Origin of the sequence: Weissella oryzae SG25, from assembly GCF_000691805.2 — a bacterium.
Classification (GTDB): Bacteria; Bacillota; Bacilli; order Lactobacillales; family Lactobacillaceae; genus Weissella; species Weissella oryzae.
Genome location: NZ_DF820505.1, coordinates 1 through 17261, shown reverse-complemented (window position 1 = coordinate 17261; position 17261 = coordinate 1). Strand labels below are relative to the sequence as shown.

The 17261-nt window shown below is 38.6% G+C and carries 18 protein-coding genes and 1 pseudogene; all 19 read left to right on the top strand.

The features are described 5' to 3' along the window. Window positions 1–1088, top strand: a pseudogene (locus TT13_RS10320) (hypothetical protein); the annotation flags it as partial. Between the two features lie 76 nt (window positions 1089–1164). Continuing rightward, complete coding sequence (locus TT13_RS11715; RefSeq protein WP_052348629.1) at window positions 1165–1647, top strand: HNH endonuclease; 483 nt, start codon at window positions 1165–1167, stop codon at window positions 1645–1647. A 109-nt stretch (window positions 1648–1756) separates the two neighbouring features. After that, window positions 1757–2251: a phage terminase small subunit P27 family gene (locus TT13_RS10310; protein WP_027699881.1), complete on the top strand. Its 495-nt coding sequence runs from the start codon at window positions 1757–1759 to the stop codon at window positions 2249–2251. Then, window positions 2251–3960, top strand: a complete 1710-nt coding sequence (locus TT13_RS10305; protein WP_052348628.1) for a terminase large subunit — start codon at window positions 2251–2253, stop codon at window positions 3958–3960. The genes TT13_RS10310 and TT13_RS10305 overlap by 1 nt, the downstream gene beginning before the upstream one ends. A 148-nt stretch (window positions 3961–4108) precedes the next feature. Beyond that, window positions 4109–5278, top strand: a complete 1170-nt coding sequence (locus TT13_RS10300) for a phage portal protein (protein ID WP_027699880.1) — start codon at window positions 4109–4111, stop codon at window positions 5276–5278. Continuing rightward, window positions 5241–5834, top strand: coding sequence for an HK97 family phage prohead protease (locus TT13_RS10295; RefSeq protein ID WP_045477234.1), 594 nt, complete (start codon window positions 5241–5243; stop codon window positions 5832–5834). Before TT13_RS10300 ends, TT13_RS10295 begins: the two co-directional genes overlap by 38 nt. Then, window positions 5824–7128, top strand: a complete 1305-nt coding sequence (locus TT13_RS10290; RefSeq protein ID WP_052348627.1) for a phage major capsid protein — start codon at window positions 5824–5826, stop codon at window positions 7126–7128. The genes TT13_RS10295 and TT13_RS10290 overlap by 11 nt, the downstream gene beginning before the upstream one ends. Before the next feature lie 65 nt (window positions 7129–7193). Continuing rightward, window positions 7194–7667, top strand: a complete 474-nt coding sequence (locus TT13_RS10285) for an Ig-like domain-containing protein (RefSeq protein WP_145912380.1) — start codon at window positions 7194–7196, stop codon at window positions 7665–7667. Between the two features lie 23 nt (window positions 7668–7690). Continuing rightward, on the top strand, window positions 7691–7984 hold the full coding sequence (locus tag TT13_RS10280; protein WP_045477233.1) for a phage head-tail connector protein: 294 nt from the start codon (window positions 7691–7693) through the stop codon (window positions 7982–7984). Window positions 7985–7986: 2 nt separating this feature from the next. Next, on the top strand, window positions 7987–8298 hold the full coding sequence (locus tag TT13_RS10275) for a hypothetical protein (protein ID WP_027699876.1): 312 nt from the start codon (window positions 7987–7989) through the stop codon (window positions 8296–8298). After that, window positions 8285–8650 carry an HK97 gp10 family phage protein gene (locus TT13_RS10270; protein WP_027699875.1) on the top strand — a complete coding sequence of 122 codons (366 nt, stop codon included), beginning with the start codon at window positions 8285–8287 and terminating at the stop codon, window positions 8648–8650. Before TT13_RS10275 ends, TT13_RS10270 begins: the two co-directional genes overlap by 14 nt. A 2-nt stretch (window positions 8651–8652) precedes the next feature. After that, window positions 8653–8985, top strand: coding sequence for a hypothetical protein (locus tag TT13_RS10265; RefSeq protein ID WP_027699874.1), 333 nt, complete (start codon window positions 8653–8655; stop codon window positions 8983–8985). Beyond that, window positions 8985–9608, top strand: coding sequence for a major tail protein (locus TT13_RS10260; protein ID WP_052348626.1), 624 nt, complete (start codon window positions 8985–8987; stop codon window positions 9606–9608). The genes TT13_RS10265 and TT13_RS10260 overlap by 1 nt, the downstream gene beginning before the upstream one ends. 46 nt (window positions 9609–9654) lie before the next feature. Continuing rightward, window positions 9655–10017 carry a hypothetical protein gene (locus TT13_RS10255; RefSeq protein ID WP_027699873.1) on the top strand — a complete coding sequence of 121 codons (363 nt, stop codon included), beginning with the start codon at window positions 9655–9657 and terminating at the stop codon, window positions 10015–10017. Between the two features lie 234 nt (window positions 10018–10251). Further along, window positions 10252–10560, top strand: coding sequence for a hypothetical protein (locus TT13_RS10250; RefSeq protein ID WP_027699872.1), 309 nt, complete (start codon window positions 10252–10254; stop codon window positions 10558–10560). Between the two features lie 68 nt (window positions 10561–10628). Beyond that, entirely contained in the window at window positions 10629–13562 is a 2934-nt protein-coding gene (locus TT13_RS10245; protein ID WP_052348625.1) for a phage tail tape measure protein, read from the top strand. Further along, window positions 13563–14291 carry a hypothetical protein gene (locus TT13_RS10240; RefSeq protein WP_027699871.1) on the top strand — a complete coding sequence of 243 codons (729 nt, stop codon included), beginning with the start codon at window positions 13563–13565 and terminating at the stop codon, window positions 14289–14291. Continuing rightward, window positions 14288–16492 (top strand): phage tail spike protein, encoded by a 2205-nt coding sequence (locus TT13_RS10235; RefSeq protein ID WP_052348624.1) that lies wholly within the window; start codon window positions 14288–14290, stop codon window positions 16490–16492. The genes TT13_RS10240 and TT13_RS10235 overlap by 4 nt, the downstream gene beginning before the upstream one ends. Further along, window positions 16473–17261: BppU family phage baseplate upper protein (locus TT13_RS10230; RefSeq protein WP_027699870.1), on the top strand; the 789-nt coding region annotated here is incomplete at its 3' end. The genes TT13_RS10235 and TT13_RS10230, both read left to right, overlap by 20 nt.

Sequence of the window (17261 nt, the reverse complement as noted above, 5' to 3'; positions counted from 1 at the left end):
TTATCTTTGAACTTATTAAGAACGGTAAACAATTGAATACGTCAGATGATACAGCCGTGGTTTCTATTAAGAATGCTAGCGGCTTTTTAATTGATGTGAATGTTCATCTATCAAATGGCGAAGTTACATTAGATTTAAACAGTGAAGAATTAAAGAAACTAACGCCGGACCGTTATTATTTAGAGTTCACAACTAGTGATGAGGGACGTACTGCTAAGTACCCTGATGAAAGCTTTGTAATCTTTGATGTAACGCAGAATGCTTACGGCTTATCCGGACAGCTTAATTTAGATGATACTTTGACAGCATTTAAAGACTATTTGGATAAAAAGGCTGATGAGATTAAAGAAGGTGCTCAGGGCCCACAAGGGCCAAAAGGATACCCAGGGCCTCAAGGTTTACCTGGTGAACGTGGACCTCAAGGTATTCAAGGCGTCAAAGGTGATAAAGGTGACCAGGGGATTCAAGGTGAACCCGGTTTGCAAGGACCACAGGGTGAAAAAGGCTTACAAGGTGAGCCAGGCATTCAAGGATTGCAAGGACCTAAAGGTGATAAGGGAGATACTGGAGCTCAAGGGCCTAAAGGTGACAATGGTAAAGATGGTCTTGCTGCTCCATTAAATGAGTACGGCATTATCATTCGAAAGGGTGCACCAATGGCCTATTTTATCGACCGTGAAGCTAACCCGTGGCGCATCGTATTTGATAATGGTTCTTACATGACATTGGATGATTATCCAGCTCATCCAGGTGACGAAAGTAGTACGATTTATGGTTATGGTTTTGCTACTGGTTGGAATAACACAATTGATGATTACCCAATTACGGGCATTATCTTAAAAATGGCTAGAGGTATGATTACGATTGGTACATGGAAAAAAGCAGCTCCCGGTAAGTTAACTTACTGGGGACGAGCAACCATTACCAATCCAGTTAACAGTTTAGACAACTACGACTGGAGTAAGGCAACGCTTGGTATAAAAGGTGGAGCTTATGATGCCAGACAAATTAATGTTATCCAGATTGCTTACCAGCTTGGTATTTGGTCAGGTAAAGATGTAGAAGGCTTGGGGGCAGTTAAGAAATGACCAGCCATCTCTACTACAGAGCTAATGAAGACAAGATAATTATTATCAGATAAGACATATGGAGGAAGTGTAGAAGATGCCTAGGGTACACAGATGTTATTACCATGATTGTAGAAAGACCGTGTCACTAGGAGAGCGGTATTGTGATGAACATGCTGGGTTAATCCAACGCAATACACAATCAGATAAGGACTACGACAATAGAAGGCATCGAGACGTGGAACGTGATAATAGGCATAGGTTCTACAAATCAAAACCATGGCGCAAGCTGCGGTTAATTATACTGGATAGAGACATGAACCTATGTCAATATTGCGCTTTGAATAACAGAGTGACGGTTGCAGATATGGTTGACCACATTGTTCCAAGAGAGGTTGATGAGAGTATGGAACTAGAAGCTGATAACTTAGTTGCTTCTTGTAATAGCTGTCATAGACTTAAACAAGATTGGGAACAGCGACATTATGGTACAGGCCAGCGAAATAAACTCGATTCTAACGCAATATTGATTAAGGATATACATTTTATTAAAGAGGTGTTTAAGGATGCTAAGAATTGATTTTATGAGCAAATAGGGGGCTATACCCTTGCAAAGGGGGACCGATGCAGTAGTGTCGTTTTCTGTGTTATTCCCAAAAAATGAATTTTGAAAAAGGGGAGGTGATTATTTGGCTGGTGTTAAGGGTAAATCAGGACGCAAACCAGATCTTAAAAATACTGATGCAAAGAATTTAGACAGACGTGACAGAGCTGAGAGAGCACAAGAAAATAATACTGGATTTGAGAAAATCGGAAAGCCACCTAATCGCCTTGATGATTTCTCAAAGAAATTATGGACTGCAATTGTTGATGAGTTGGACTCCAAAGAATTATTAACAAAATTAGATGAACCATTGTTGGAGGAATATGTTACTCAGGTTAGCTTAAGTAGGATGGCCGATGAATCAATTAGAGATATCGGAGTAATTTACATTACTGAAAAAGGCGAGCCAAAAAAGAATCCAGCAGTAGACGTTAAAAATAATGCTGCAAAAAATATTAAAGCAATTGGGTCATCTTTAGGACTTGATCCAATCAGCAGAGCAGCGGTATTGTCTGATTCAACAACAGGAGATGAAGATGATTTAGATGAAACAATGAGTTCGTTTGGGGTGAAAACATAATGGATGAGGTGACGAAGTACGCAAGAAGCATTGTTAATGGCGAAATTTTGGCAGGTAAAATGATGATTATGGCTGCTGAAAGGCATTTAAATGACCTAAAAATGCAAAATACTGCCGACTTTCCTTATTATTTTGATGATAAATTGCTAGAAGGATTTTTAAACTTTACTAAATACGTTCCAGATCCAAAGGAAAACATCCCGATACCGCTTATGCCTTGGCAGAAGTTTGCACTTGGTTCAATTGTAGCGTGGAGAGATAATCGGACAGGCGGGAAAAGGTTTAAACGGGCAATTGTTTCTATTGCACGTGAAAATGGTAAGACCTATCTCGCTTCGATCCTTGCAACATATGATTTCTTTGTTCAATCATATGGAAAGTCAAATCAAGATATACTAATAGCTTCAAATACAGCTCAACAGACTGGAAAACTTTTTAATTACACGAAGAGTACCGTTGAAAAAATGCTACAGGGTCCATTCAAGAAATTAAGTAGAACAGTCAGGCCTCGTGAATATGATGTTGTTAGTCGTAAGACAAAAAACCAAATTGTGCGAATATCAGCCGATGGTGGTCAAGGAAAGTTCGATTCATATCATGCTACAACAGCTATTTTTGATGAAGCAGGTGACCAAAAAACACGAGGAGCTTTTGGAAAGATAACGTCAGGTCAAACAGGAAATAAAGAAGCTATATTCTTTATGATTTCAACTGCTTATCAAAATCCGAATGCGCCGCTTAGGGAAGATATTAGAATTATTACCGATGCAATTAAGAGTGGTGAACGAAAACTTGATGATAATTTTCTTGGTGTCTGGGCACAGGATGATGAGAATGAAATATTTGAACCTGAGACATGGATAAAATCTAATCCTTTACTTGGATTACCAAATTTAAAGCTTGAAAAGACTATAGGTATAACTTCTGAAAGAGACAATTTGTTAGCTCAAGGAAAGTTACCTGATTTTTTGGTTAAAACTATGAATATGTGGGTAAATGCTAAAGAGGATGCTGCGTTCAAGTTAAGTGATATAGAAGAAGTCGCTATTGACAGTTTTGATATTGATGGACGGGATGTTTACGTAGGATTTGATAATTCAATGACCTCTGATGATGCTGCTTTGGCATTCATCTTTCCATATACAGACGAGAATGGTAATCAGAAATGGCATTTATACCAACATTCCTTTATTCCATGGCATAAAGCTGGTTCAATTGATGCGAAAGAGAGTCAAGATGGTATTAATTATCGCCAAATGCAAGGCCTTGGTTATGCAACCATTACACCCCATGAGAAGGGATTAATAAGTAACGATGATATATATGAATGGCTGCTTGAGTTTGTTGATAAACATCATTTGAAGGTTCTTAAGTTTACATATGATTGGGCGCATAATAGTGCATTTATTAAGTCGCTGGAAGCAAACACCTATTGGGAAATCCAAGCTGTCAAACAAGGGACATTAACATTAAATGAGCCAACCAAATGGCTGCAGGATGCCTTTGTAGAAGGACGAGTTACTACTTTTAAAGATCCAATGATGGAGAAATCGTTAGTCAACGCCATTATTACAAGTGATAATAATGGAATCAAAATTGACAAAAACAAAGCAACTATGAAGATTGATCTTGTTGATGCAATTATTGATGCGCTTTCAGAAGGAATACATTATTTTGAGGATTATGGAACGGGGGAATATTATTTCTAATGCGTAGTACAATTTCAGATATATTTTCATTAGTCGGTGCAATATCAATTATTGCAGCGGCCTTTTTTATTAATTTAATAATCGGTTTAATTGTTTTCGGATTGTTTGCATTTGTTTTTAGCTATTTTATACAAGATAGGGGGTAATTATGTTTTTTGAAAAAAGAACAGTTCCAATCAGAGGGTCTGGACGAGCGTATAGTCGTGGAAGTAGCAGCTGGTTAATTTCTGATAGTGGTCATATACCTGCTACTGTCGCGCTTAGAAATTCTGATATCAGAACAGCAGTAACAATATTGGCATCAGATATTGCTCGGGTCACATTTTCGACTTCTAATAAAAAGTTAAATGGTATTCTTTCAAGTCCCTCACGAATGACTGGAAGATACGCATTTATGCAATCAATGATGGCTCAGCTTTTATTAGATGGTAATTCGTATGCTTTAAGACGAGCAGATAGTTCGGGTAAAGAGTACTGGGAATATGTAAAACCCTCAAATGTTACAGTAAAGTTGTCTGATGACGGTCAGACATTAACATATGATTTTAGATTCGAGTCAGTTGATGAGCAAGATGAGAACGATGTTGAAGCAAGCGATGTAATTCATTTTCGACTTCTTGGAGTAGATGGTGGCTTAGTGGGTAGGTCTCCATTGGAATCATTACAAACAGAGCTGTCATTACAACGAAGTTCGCGTAATTTAGCTCTAAGTATTTTTGGTAAAGCTGTTAATCCAACGGCGCTACTAGGCTTTGCTGCTAAAATGTCACCAGAAGAAAAAGATAAAGCACGAGACGCTTTTGAAAAAGCTAACTCTGGCGATAACGCTGGTCGGACTTTAATACTTGACCAGAATTCTACATTCTCTCAACTAGAAGTAAAATCAGACGTTGCTAAATTACTTGAATCAACTGATTGGACTCGTGAGCAAATTGCTAAGGTGTTCATGATTCCATCTGATTCGTTGGGTTCGGAATCTGAACACAGTAATTCTGACCAGATTAGAAATCTATATAACACGGCACTTGGACGATATATAGCATCGGTTATTGATGAGCTCACACTTAAGTTAGGAACAAATGTAATTGCTAATGTGCGTGAAGCTATAGATTTAGATGGTTCTCAAATTGAGGCAAGAACAATCGCATTAGTTAAAGATAATGTAATTAGTTCGGATGTAGGAATAGAGATACTTAGACAGAGTCATTCAGATTTAGTAACCACGGATATATTGAATAAAGTTGCCGCTCAGAATTTGCCTTTGAAAGGGGGTGATAACAATGGTGGAAAAGAAGGAGATTCGAACACAATTAAATAACATTGAAATCAGAGATGATGAAGCTACAGGCGGTCGGGTAATCACAGGTTATCCGATCGTTTTTAATAAGCCTTCTGAAAATCTAGGTGGGTTTATTGAGTATGTGGAGTCAGGGGCATTGAAGGGTGTGTCAATGGATAGTGTGTATTTGATTTACGGACATGATTTTAACAATGTTTTAGCTCGAAATGATGCAGGTACTTTGAAACTATCTATTGATAAGACAGGCTTATTATTTGAGGCTACGTTGCCCAATACGACGCTTGCAAATGATGTTCTCGAAAATATTCGAGTGGGTAATATTCGAGGCATGAGCTTTGGTTTCACGGTGGCTGACGAGAGTTGGGAATATGGTAAGAATGATGATCCAGATATTAGACACGTTAAACAAATTGACGAGTTATTCGAGATCACGCTCACGCCTATTCCTGCCTATAAAGATACAACAGTCGCAATCGCTAAGCGAGACGCAATGCACAAACAACTATCATTACGTTCTAGGCTTGAAATGGGAATAGAACTAGCAAAGGCCAAGGAGGTTTTTAATGGCTATTAAAGATTCAATTTCGGTTAAAAATACCGAACTTAAAAAGGCAATCGAAGATGCACAAGCTTTGATTGATGATGTGAACTCTGATCCAGAACAAGCTAAGGCTGCAATGGATTTGGTAAAAAAGCTTCAATCAGATATTGATACACTGAAAGAACTTGAAAAGGCGGAACCAGGCGACAGTGATGCCGGAGCAAGTAATGTTAGTTCGGATAATTCAGGGGACAACAATACTGGTGACGGTAATACCGGTTCTGATAACGCTGGAGATAGTAATACCGGTTCAGATGATTCAGGGGACAACACCACAGGCAATAGTGATACTGGATCAGATGATTCAGGAGATGATGACAACAAGAAGGATCCAAAGGAGAAACGAGATATGCCAATTCCATTGAACAAGAAGAACAAGAGTGAAGTACGTGATGTTTTGAATGCAGTTATTCACTCAAAGGGTGAGAAGCGTGATGATGCAAATGGGGTATCTGGAATTACCTCGACTGATGTTGGAGTTATCATTCCAGAAGACATTATTTATAACCCAGAAATGGAGTTAAAGACGGTAACTGATTTGGCACAGCTAGTTACAAAAACAAAAGTAACTACTGCTTCAGGTAAGTATCCAATTTTGAAACGCGCATCTACTACAATGAACACTGTTGCCGAATTGGAAGAAGCTCCAGATTTAGCAAAACCAGAATTTTTGGACGTTAAGTATGAAGTTGAGACTTACCGTGGTCAAATTCCTATCTCACAAGAGTCAATTGATGATGCAGCAGTAGATTTAGTAAAATTAGTTGCTCAACATGCTCAACAAATCAAAGTTAATACTACTAATGCAAAGATTGCTAAACAATTAGCTGGATTTACAGCAGTTCCATTGACTGCGGATAAGTTGATTGATGGGCTTAAGGAAGTTTATAATGTCAAACTTGACCCTGCTTATAACAAGAACATTGTGTTGACTGCCTCTATGTATCAACTATTGGATACAACTAAGGATGCCGATGGTCGTTATTTGCTACAAGACCAAATTGGAACTGCTTCAGGAAAGACTCTTTCAGGTATTCCATTGGAAATTGTTGAAGACACGGCATTTGGTGGTGATGCTGGATCACAACAAGCATTTATCGGCGACCTATCACGTTCAATTTTGTTTGCCGATCGTGCAGATTTGCAACTTGAATGGGTTCAATATCCTATTTATGGTCGTATTTTGGAACCAGTAATGCGTTTTGACGTTGAGACAGCTGATAAGGAAGCAGGATACTTTGTAACCGTTGGTACAACGTCAAAATAGAAGCCCCTACATCAGTTAAAGTAACTGTTAGTGGGGCTATTTCAGCAGAATAGATAGGAGGTTATATGATGACAGATCGTTCTAAGCAAATGTTAAGGGTCTATGATAAGGCAGGAGCTAAATTAGCAGAGGGTGCACAGGGAACAAAAGACGTTCAAATTCCAGAATCTAATTTAAAACCTGATACAACGTATAATGATGGTGATTTTCAAGTTACTTATGTAGAAGGAACAAATGAATCTGACAAAGCCAACGTACCTGGATTCAAAACGGCGCCAGCAACGATTGCTGTAGCCGGTGTTACAATGAGTCAAAAAACGGCTAGCATGACGGTTGGTGCAACTAAGCAAGTTACTGGGAATGTCAACCCAGAAAATGCGACTGATAAATTGGTTACTTATGTTTCATCTGATGAAGCTGTTGCTAAAGTAGCTGCTGATGGAACAATCACAGCCGTAGCGCCTGGAACAGCTGATATCACTGCTACTACACATGATGGTGGTTTTAGTGATAAGACTACTGTCACTGTAACAGCGTAAAAGGAATCTTCATGGAGGTATCTATGACGCCAGAGAGCTTACTATCATCTGTGAAGGTTGCATTAAGAACAACAACGTTAGATGAGGATTTAGATGCTGAAATTCTTATGCTAATCAAGTCTGCTATGTCCGATTTAAAAGTGAATGGTATTGTTTCAGACAGGTTTATTTTAGCTGAGAAAGACTTGGTTACTAACGCAATAATTCTTTATGTTAAAGCTCACTGGGGATATGATAATCCTGATGCAGCTCGTCAACTTAGCACGTATGAGTTATTGAAAACAAACCTGTCTATCCATTCACAGTATGGGGGATAATTATGCGATACAATTCAGTGATTTATCTCTCGAAACTAGTGATTGAAAAAGATAATATTGGACAACAAGTAAAAAAATTAGGTGAAAAGCGAAAAGTTTATGCGAATGAATTTTCTATAAGCCGGGCAGAATTTGCAGCCGCCGGTGAGGTTGGCTTAAGGGGCTCCCTTGCTTATCAAATTAATTCAATTGATTACTTTGGAGAAGAGTACGTTTTCGCTGGTAACGAACGTTATCATGTTTATCGTGATAATAAAGCCGGAGATAAAACCACTTTATATCTTGAAAAGGCGGTAGCAGATGGCATCAGTTGATGAACTAGCTGAATTAATTAATCAGAACTTGAAAGAGTACTCCGATGAAGTTGAAGAAACTTTGGAGAATGAAAAGAACGCTATTGGCAAGGAAGCCGTTACTAAGCTAAAACAAGCTGGATCATTTACTGATAAAACAGGTCGTTATCGTAAAGGTTGGCGAGCTAAGAAGCAGGGCGGTAAGTTAATCGTTTATAACGGTACGAGTTGGCAATTAACACACTTACTTGAAAACGGTCACGCTACTAGAAGTGGTGGTAGAACACATGCTTATACGCACATTGCGCCCGTCGATGATTGGGTAGCTAGTGAACTTCCAAAACGCTTGCAGATTAAACTTGGAAAGGGGTAGTTATGGGATTGAGTGATGTGTATAGTGGTTTAGTTGCTGCTACAGGATTACCGGTTGCCTATCGTGCATTTAACGCAGATGATGCCCCTGGAACACCGTTTATTGTGTATTACGTTGTAGAACGTGACGATGAGAGGGCTGATGATTCAGCTTATGTAAAAAATAATTCAATTAATGTTGAGTTATACACGGATAAGAAGAACTTGGGTTTAGAAGAAAAACTTGAGCTTTTTTTTGATGAGAAAAACATCATTTATTTGGTTTCGGAAGATGATATCCCCGATGAAAAAATGATGGTTAGAACTTATGAATTTGATTTAATGGAGGAAGTTTAATGACTGATAAGAATAAATTGAAGTTCGGTCTGCGGAATGTTCACCTTGGGCCACTTACGGATACAGGATTGGCACTAGAGTATGGAGATATTGTTAAATGGCCTGGGGCTGTTGAATTAACGCTTGATCCTAATGGTGACCCATTGGAAGAGTACGCAGATGATGTACTGTATGCAAAGATTGCCAATAACCAGGGCTACACAGGTAAATTAACGACGGAGTATTTAACTCCTGAGATTGAAGCTTTACTCTTTGGGAATGAAGCTGGAACCGATGGCGTTACTGTCGAAAATACGGATAACAAGAACTCACCAGTGGCTATGATGTTTGAGTTCTCTGGTGATCAGAACCACGTTCGCCATGTGCTGTACAACGTATCCTTCTCAAGATCATCTGATGGTTCGGCAACTCGTTCGGATAAGTTGGAGTCACAAACATCAGAATTTGAATTTTCTGCTATGCCAGATCCTTATACGTATAACGTTAAAGCGAAAGCACCAGAAGATTCAGCAGCCTATGCAAAATGGTTCGACAAGGTATATGTACCAAATGATTCTGGCACCAAACCAGCTAATCCAACGAATGTAAACGTTACAAATGAAGGAGCTGTAACAGCTGAATAAAGGCAGGGTTTCCCTGCATACATAACTAAAAAAGGAGAATTTAATTATGGAAAAGAAAGTTATTATCGGCGGTAAAGAGGTTCGACTTGTTTCATCCGGTGCGACACCTATTTTTTACAAAAACGCTTTTAAGGCCGATTTCTTTGAGGACTTTGGAGAAATCATGGAAATCGCAGATACAGCATCAAAAGCTAAGAAAGGCCAAGAAATGAAAGCATTATTACCGATGTTTAAGTCTGGTCAAATTGCAAAGCTTTATAATTTTATGTGGGTTTATGCCAAGAATGCAGATCAGTCTATTAAACCATTAGATGAATGGATCGAGAGCTTTGATGAATTTCCATTGTTCGATTTCTTGCAAGAGTTAATGGACTTAATGATGTCATCAATTACAACAAAAAAAGGTTAAAGAACGAGTATGAATCAGATGATCCATTTGATACAGACTCGTTTTTATATGTAGCCAAAAAAATAGGATTAAGCTTTGAAGAATTATCCATGATGGATATTGGTCAAGCAATGGATTTTATCATTGAGTATAGTAATTCTGAAAGTGAGGCGCAAAAAGAAAAAACACCAGTTAAGAAAGCCAATCAATCTGATTTTGATGGCTTTTAAGATAAAGGTGATATATAATTCACATATGGACAATAAAAATAAAAAAACAGCTAATTTAATATTTAAAGGTGCCATTGAAGGTGTAGAAAAGAATGTATCTTTTTTGGCGATAATGCTTATGGAACTTGTAGCATTAATTGTTGTTGGTATTGCAGTGTCTTTGTTATCTTTAATAGGAATACCTGGAGCATTTCTAATGATTTTAGCAATAGCAGCCATGATTTTTATTCTAATCATGGCTCTAATTGTTGCTTGGCAGCAATCGATTATGGTTGGAATTTTTTCAACAATAATTAACGCGTTTGTTCTTTTGATGGTCATTTTAGCGCTTTAATAATTAATAAAGTTTATAGCACTCTAACTGAGTGTTATTTTTTTGCACTTTTTTTGAGAGGAGGGAATATGGCGGGCGGACGTGTAAAAGGAATTACCATTGAAATTGATGGTGATACAAAAGGTTTGAATTCGGCTTTAAAAGATGTGAATTCACAAACATCTAAGACCAGTACGGAATTGCGTGATGTTAATAAGTTGTTAAAGCTGGATCCAGGGAATACAGAGTTGATAGCTCAAAAACAACAGTTGTTAGGAAAAGCCGTGCAAAGTACATCCGAAAAGCTAGCAACTTTGAAATCAGCACAATCACAGGTAGAGGCTCAATTTAAGAGCGATGATATTGGCGTGGAACAGTATAGATCTTTTCAGCGCGAAATAATTGCGACAGAAGGCCAATTGTCGCGTTTTGAGGCAGGAGCAAAAGGGGTCGATGATGCGCTTAACGGTATTGATTCTTCTGCTGCTAGAGCTGAGTCTGGTTTTAAGGAAATTAAGCAGAGTGCTGGTGAAGCCGATAATAGTATGCAATTTGCTAAAGGAGCGCAGGCGGTGCAAGTCCTTAATGATGTTTCAGAAAAAGCCAGCGGTCTTGGTACAGATTTAATTTCGACAGGAATGGATTTTAGTAATGCACAATCATTGATGCAGACTTCAATGGGGATGACTAAGTCAGAAGCTGATCAGGCTATGACATCGGTACATGCAGTTTTTGATTCAGGACTTGTTGACAGTGTAGATGAAGCAAATCAATCAGTGATGACAGTTAAAAATTCTTTTCAAGATTTGAATGGCGTTGATTTAACTAACATGACTTTAACATTAACTGCGATTGCTAAACATGCTGGCGTCGACATAGAAGATGCAACAAATGCTGCTAGCCAGGCTATGAAAGGCTTTGGAATAGATGGTAAAGAGGCTACGGATGTAGTTGCCAAAGGTCTCCAGATGGGGCTTGATAAAAACCATGACTTTTTAGATACGATGAATGAGTATTCACCAACTTTTTCAGATGCTGGGATTAGCGCGCAGGGAATGCTGAGTATCTTACAAACTGGTATGGAAACAGGAGCATTTAATACTGATAAAGCTGCTGATGCGGTAAAAGAGTTTAATCTTAGATTGACTAATGGTGACTTAGACGAGCCAATCAAAAAATTTAGCTCCTCTACACAGGACATGTTTAACCAATTTAAAAATGGTCAAGCTACAGCCAGTGATGTTATGCAGGCAGTAGGCACTGATTTGCAAGGTATGCCAACGGAAGAAGCCAAGGGCGCAGTTCAAGGCTTAGGAACTCAGTTTGAAGATTTGGGGCAAGTATCTTCTGCGTCTTTGTTGATGGCGACAAATAGTATTGTAGATACCGATGGAGCTGCAAAGAAGATGAGCGAGAACACTCCTGGGGAGAAATGGCAAGGAGCGATAAACAAACTGAAGGATTCGTTTTCTCAATTATCCGACTCACTAGTTCCAATAGTTAGTAAGTTAGCAGACTTTGCCAGTAAGATTGCCGATGCGGGACAGCCAACTAAGACTATTATTGCAGTCATAGGAGGGCTAGTTGTTGCATTGACAGCCTTAGCTCCTGTGTTGGTCTCAATTGGAATGCTGATATCTGTTTTCTCAAAAATGGGTCCCGTAATATCAGCCGCTAAAGATGCAATGGCCGCATTTAATGTTGTGATGTCTGCAAATCCATTCGTGGCAGTTGCGGTAGTTATTGCAGCTTTAGTTGCAGCGTTGGTATACTTCTTCACACAAACCACTACTGGAAAGAAGATGTGGCAAGAATTTGTAAGTTGGCTAAAAAATTTATGGAATGGTATCAAAGACTTTTTCTCTGGATTATGGAGTGGAATTACACAATTATTCAAATCAAGTGTGAATGCTATAACTCAGTTCTTGCAGCCTGCTTTTACTGCTACAGTTAACGTCATTAAAGCGCTTTGGAATGGAATCGTCACGTTCTTTTCAGATATTTGGAACGCAATTAAATTAGTATTTACAGTTGTCATTACTGCAATAGCGGTTCTGATAGGTACGTATATCAACATTTGGAAGTCGATTATCACAACAGCTATGAATACCATAAAAGTAATCTTCTCCACGATGTGGAATGCAATTAAAGATGTCATTATGGCAGTTTGGAACTTCTTAAGCCCGTTTATTTCAACCGCAATTAATGCGATTAGTAATGTTATTTCGACGGTCTGGAATGCAATAAGTTCGGTAACATCGACAGTCTGGAATGCCATTAGCGGAGTGATACAAACAGTGTGGAATGGCATTAGTTCGTTTATCTCTGGAGTAATCAATGCAATAAGCTCAGTTATTTCCAGTGTTTGGAATGCTATCAGTGGAGTAACCTCATCTGTTTGGAATTCAATTAGCTCAGTAATCAGCTCAGTTTGGAATGGGATTCAATCAGGAGTATCAAATGCTGTAAATGCAGTTTCTAGTGTGATTTCAAATATTTGGAATGGAATTAAGTCGGTAACTTCATCTGTCTGGAATGGAATTAAAGATGCAATCACCGGGCCTATGGATGCAGCTAAGAACATGATCTCAGGTATTATTAATGCCATTAAGGGCTTCTTTAGCTTTTCGATTACTTGGCCGCATATCCCGTTGCCTCATTTCTCAATAAATCCTAGCGGTTGGCAAATTGGTGATTTGCTAAAAGGTAAGATACCGAGCTTAGGAATTAATTGGCACGCAAAGGGTGGTATTTTTAATAAGCCCACTTTATTTGCTGGACAAGGCGGAATGCATGGTGTTGGCGAAGCTGGGCCCGAAGCAGTTGTGCCACTAAACGCAAAAACGCTGGCAGGTATTGGCGCAGGTATTGCTGCTAATATGGATAACTTAGGACAACCACAGATAAACATTAATGTGTATGCTGATGTGACTGACTCTACGATTAAGAAAATTGGTCGTGAAGTTCAATCCGCGATGGCTAGAACCGCTCGAAATAAGAACATATCGATGGGAGGTATGTAAATGAAACCAGGATCGTTCATTATTGGTGGAGTTAGTAGCGAAGAACTAAACGCTGTAATTACTAACTGGTTCGATACTACTATTCCAGCACGGAGATTGACCTTAAACACGGATGCTGTTGGTGTTGATCAGGCGGCTATATATGACGATGGTGTATACGAAAATCGGACATTCACGGCTAATATTTCATTTCGTGGTGTTTTAGAAGAAGTAGATAGACAAATTAGCAAATTTATACAGGCAATTGACGGTAAAGGATACGTCGATGCCTGTTTTTATTTTGACCAGGATTATGTTTATAAAGTTGTGAGGACGGATGCTGCAGATGTTACTCGATTGAGTCGGTATAGCGATCATCGAGAAGTATCAATCTCATTCAGCGCGAAGCCTTTTAAATATTTAGCTGGGGAGTATATTGTACAGATAACAAAATCAGCTTCATTGATGAATCCAACGGGCTACATATCGAAGCCATTAATCAAGCTTATGGCTAAAGGTGACACTATTTTGACTATCAATAATAAGAAAATTGAGTTCACAGGTTTAACAGGTGAAATTTATTTAGATAGCGAGATACAAGACGCATGGAGCTTTGATGAGAACGGCAAGCTGATCAATGAAAATTCGAAGATGTCGCACGTTGAATTTCCAAAGCTTGAAGCTGGTTTAAATAAGGTTATTTTGACCAATGGAACTATTGAAATGAATTTAAGATGGAGGTCACTATGACGCCGATACTTTACGAAAGTTCGGAAGTTGATTTTAAAACTAACGGGCTAGGGAAATTGGCAGAGATTCAGAATGCAGAGATTACAGAGCAACGTAACGGAATATTACAACTCACAGCAACCTATCCAGTGGCAGGTCGTAGATATAACGATATTTCAATTGGCAGATTAATACTTGCTAAACCTTCGCCCAAAGATGCAAATCATGCATTCAGAATTACTAATTTGCAGTTGGATATTTCTGGAAAAAATGTTGAAATCCAAGCTGATTCAATTACTTATGATCTAAGAAATAATCTGATTAAATCGGTCAAGATTAAAGATGACAATGGATTGATGGCCATGAACGCTATTAAAGGCGCGATGGTTCATCAGTCCATTTTCGATTTCTATTCAAATATTGAAACGGTTAGTTCAACCGAGCTTAGTTATGTGAACCCATTAGAAGCAATAGCTGGTACCAACGGATCAATTCTCCAATATTGGGGCGGGGAGATGTTGCGTGAGAATCGACGTATATCTATGTATAAGCGTCGTGGCGATGATGACGTAATGACGTTTAGACTTGGCAAAAACATTAGCAGTATGACCTATACGATTGATACAGCTAATCTGGTCACTAAGATTTATCCATATGTAAAGCAAACCGTTAATGAAGTTGATAAATACATTGAGGGTGACAGTGTCGAATCCCCCAATATGAACAAGTATTTCGATATCTATATCCGTCCTGTCGATGTATCGCAAGATATTCAAATTGAACAAGATGAGTCAGAGGATTCCATTAAAGCCAAAATAAATGAATATGCAAAGAACTGGTTTACTAAATCTGAAAACACGGATGTTGATTTACCAGAAGTAACAATTGAAGTTGATGTAATTTCATTACGAGAATCAGCAGATTTAAGCGATCAATTTAAGGAGTTGGAAAATATTGGATTGACTGATACAGTTACAGTTTTTGTACCAGAGTTCAACGTTGATGTGACGGCGGTAGTAAATGAACTGCACTATGATCCTGTATCAGAGCAAGTTATTAGTTTAACCATCGGAACAGCGAGATTAAGTTACACGGACTATAACAAATCGCAATTCGAGGATATGCAGAATAAGATTACCGTAATCAATGAAGAAGCGAACTATGCCGCTACAAAGCTTTGGGACACTGAGACGGAGCTTAATTTTTCAACTGACGGGATAATTGCAACTGATCCAAATTATCCTCAGCGGTTGGTTATTTTCAATTCAGCAGGTATTGGAGTTTCCGAAGATGGTGGTAAGACTTTTGGAAATGCAATCACTGGCAAGGGTATTAATGCAACTGCTATCACAACTGGTATTTTAAAGGCGATTCAAATAATTGGAGTTACCATTACAGGAAGTACTATTACCAGTAGGGATGGAAGTACTCAAGCCTCAATAACTTTGAATAATGGTGAGCTCACATTTAAAAATCGGGACGGTAGAGACGTAGCCGCAATTGTCCCAACGACAGATGGAAGTTCTGGAGTAGCAAATGGTTCGGCAATTTTGCAATATCCAGGAGAGATATTTTCAATTAATACTAATGATCCCAACGCTGGCATGTCTCTCCCACTGATTAAAGTACCAGCAGATTCGAACGTTAATGACCCGTACTTTGAACTACCTGGCAAACTTTCTGGAGGCATTACATCACGTGACAATACATTATGGATTTCAGCTCGGAATCAAGTAATATTAAGCGGTAATGGTGGTTCTTCTAATGCTCTAAATGTTTATGGTGACCATGTAGACGTTTTAGGAAATTTTAACGTCTATAACGGTAGTAAAAATGCGGTTCATCCAACTCGTGAAGGTTTTAGAGCAACCCCAGCCTATGAAACGGCTGAATCATATTTAGGCGATATTGGCGAAGCTATCACTGATGGAGACGGGACAATTGAAATAAAGATTGAAGACTTGTTTGGCGATACAATCAATACTGATTACGCTTATCAGGTCTTTTTGTCGTCTTATTCAAAAAGTCATGTCTGGGTTTCAGAACGTGGCAAAACTAGCTTTGTTGTTGAATCTGATGAGCCGAATGTACCGTTCACATGGGAGCTTAAGGGTAAAAGACGGGGCTATGAAGGAGAGCGTTTAGTTGATTCTGGCTTAACGTATAAAGATGCAGAAAAAATGTATAAGGAGGTACAAGCGAGTGACGAAGATATTGATTAATTTAGATGTTTCTAAGACGCCAACAATTACACCAGTCTTAAGACAACGACGTGCTGACCAAACTGCATATACTGCTGATGTTTCAATCACTAGAAATGGTGCAGCGTTTGATTTAACTGACTTTGCGATTTCGTTTGAAGGTATTACAAATAAAGGTGCCAAAATTATTGACGATAGCGGCATTGTGATTACTGACGCAGTGAACGGACGGTTTATTTATTCCATGCCAGCAGAAGCTCTAAATGATGTTGGTGATTTTAAATCGGCGTATTTTTCGCTTACTAAGGGTAGTGAGCGGGAAACAACAAATAATTTTGGCTTGTTTGTATTGGCTTCCGCTGATTTAACTGAGGATGAGTCAAAAAATTACCTTTCAGAATATGAAAAAATGCTTGAAAAGCTAAGAGAGCTTTATGAGAGCATGAATATTGATGAAATTAAAAAGGATATTGATGAACTTAAGGGTGAGATGAATGAAACTAAAGAGGACATTAATAAGCAGTTAGAAGATACAAAAACTGAGATTCAAGCAATGATCGATGAAGTTACTAAGACCATAGCTAATAAAGATATTGCTGTTCGTGGTGAAGATAATCATTTTACAGCCAATATGATAGTTGATAAGCCAATTGATGGTAGTTTGAAGACGAGGGTAACAACTGTAACTGATTTTGCAGATATTGCTAAAGCAATAACTACTTATCCTGGTCAGTGGGCTAACAATGGTAAAAATATTGCGAATGCTCCTTTCGCAAGTGGAAACTACACT

Coding starts and splice junctions, on each gene's coding strand:
- TT13_RS11715 (WP_052348629.1), top strand. CDS start 1,165: ATGCCTAGGGTACACAGATGTTATTACCATGATTGTAGAAAGACCGTG.
- TT13_RS10305 (WP_052348628.1), top strand. CDS start 2,251: ATGGATGAGGTGACGAAGTACGCAAGAAGCATTGTTAATGGCGAAATT.
- TT13_RS10300 (WP_027699880.1), top strand. CDS start 4,109: ATGTTTTTTGAAAAAAGAACAGTTCCAATCAGAGGGTCTGGACGAGCG.
- TT13_RS10295 (WP_045477234.1), top strand. CDS start 5,241: ATGGTGGAAAAGAAGGAGATTCGAACACAATTAAATAACATTGAAATC.
- TT13_RS10290 (WP_052348627.1), top strand. CDS start 5,824: ATGGCTATTAAAGATTCAATTTCGGTTAAAAATACCGAACTTAAAAAG.
- TT13_RS10285 (WP_145912380.1), top strand. CDS start 7,194: ATGATGACAGATCGTTCTAAGCAAATGTTAAGGGTCTATGATAAGGCA.
- TT13_RS10280 (WP_045477233.1), top strand. CDS start 7,691: ATGACGCCAGAGAGCTTACTATCATCTGTGAAGGTTGCATTAAGAACA.
- TT13_RS10275 (WP_027699876.1), top strand. CDS start 7,987: ATGCGATACAATTCAGTGATTTATCTCTCGAAACTAGTGATTGAAAAA.
- TT13_RS10270 (WP_027699875.1), top strand. CDS start 8,285: ATGGCATCAGTTGATGAACTAGCTGAATTAATTAATCAGAACTTGAAA.
- TT13_RS10265 (WP_027699874.1), top strand. CDS start 8,653: ATGGGATTGAGTGATGTGTATAGTGGTTTAGTTGCTGCTACAGGATTA.
- TT13_RS10260 (WP_052348626.1), top strand. CDS start 8,985: ATGACTGATAAGAATAAATTGAAGTTCGGTCTGCGGAATGTTCACCTT.
- TT13_RS10255 (WP_027699873.1), top strand. CDS start 9,655: ATGGAAAAGAAAGTTATTATCGGCGGTAAAGAGGTTCGACTTGTTTCA.
- TT13_RS10250 (WP_027699872.1), top strand. CDS start 10,252: ATGGACAATAAAAATAAAAAAACAGCTAATTTAATATTTAAAGGTGCC.
- TT13_RS10245 (WP_052348625.1), top strand. CDS start 10,629: ATGGCGGGCGGACGTGTAAAAGGAATTACCATTGAAATTGATGGTGAT.
- TT13_RS10240 (WP_027699871.1), top strand. CDS start 13,563: ATGAAACCAGGATCGTTCATTATTGGTGGAGTTAGTAGCGAAGAACTA.
- TT13_RS10235 (WP_052348624.1), top strand. CDS start 14,288: ATGACGCCGATACTTTACGAAAGTTCGGAAGTTGATTTTAAAACTAAC.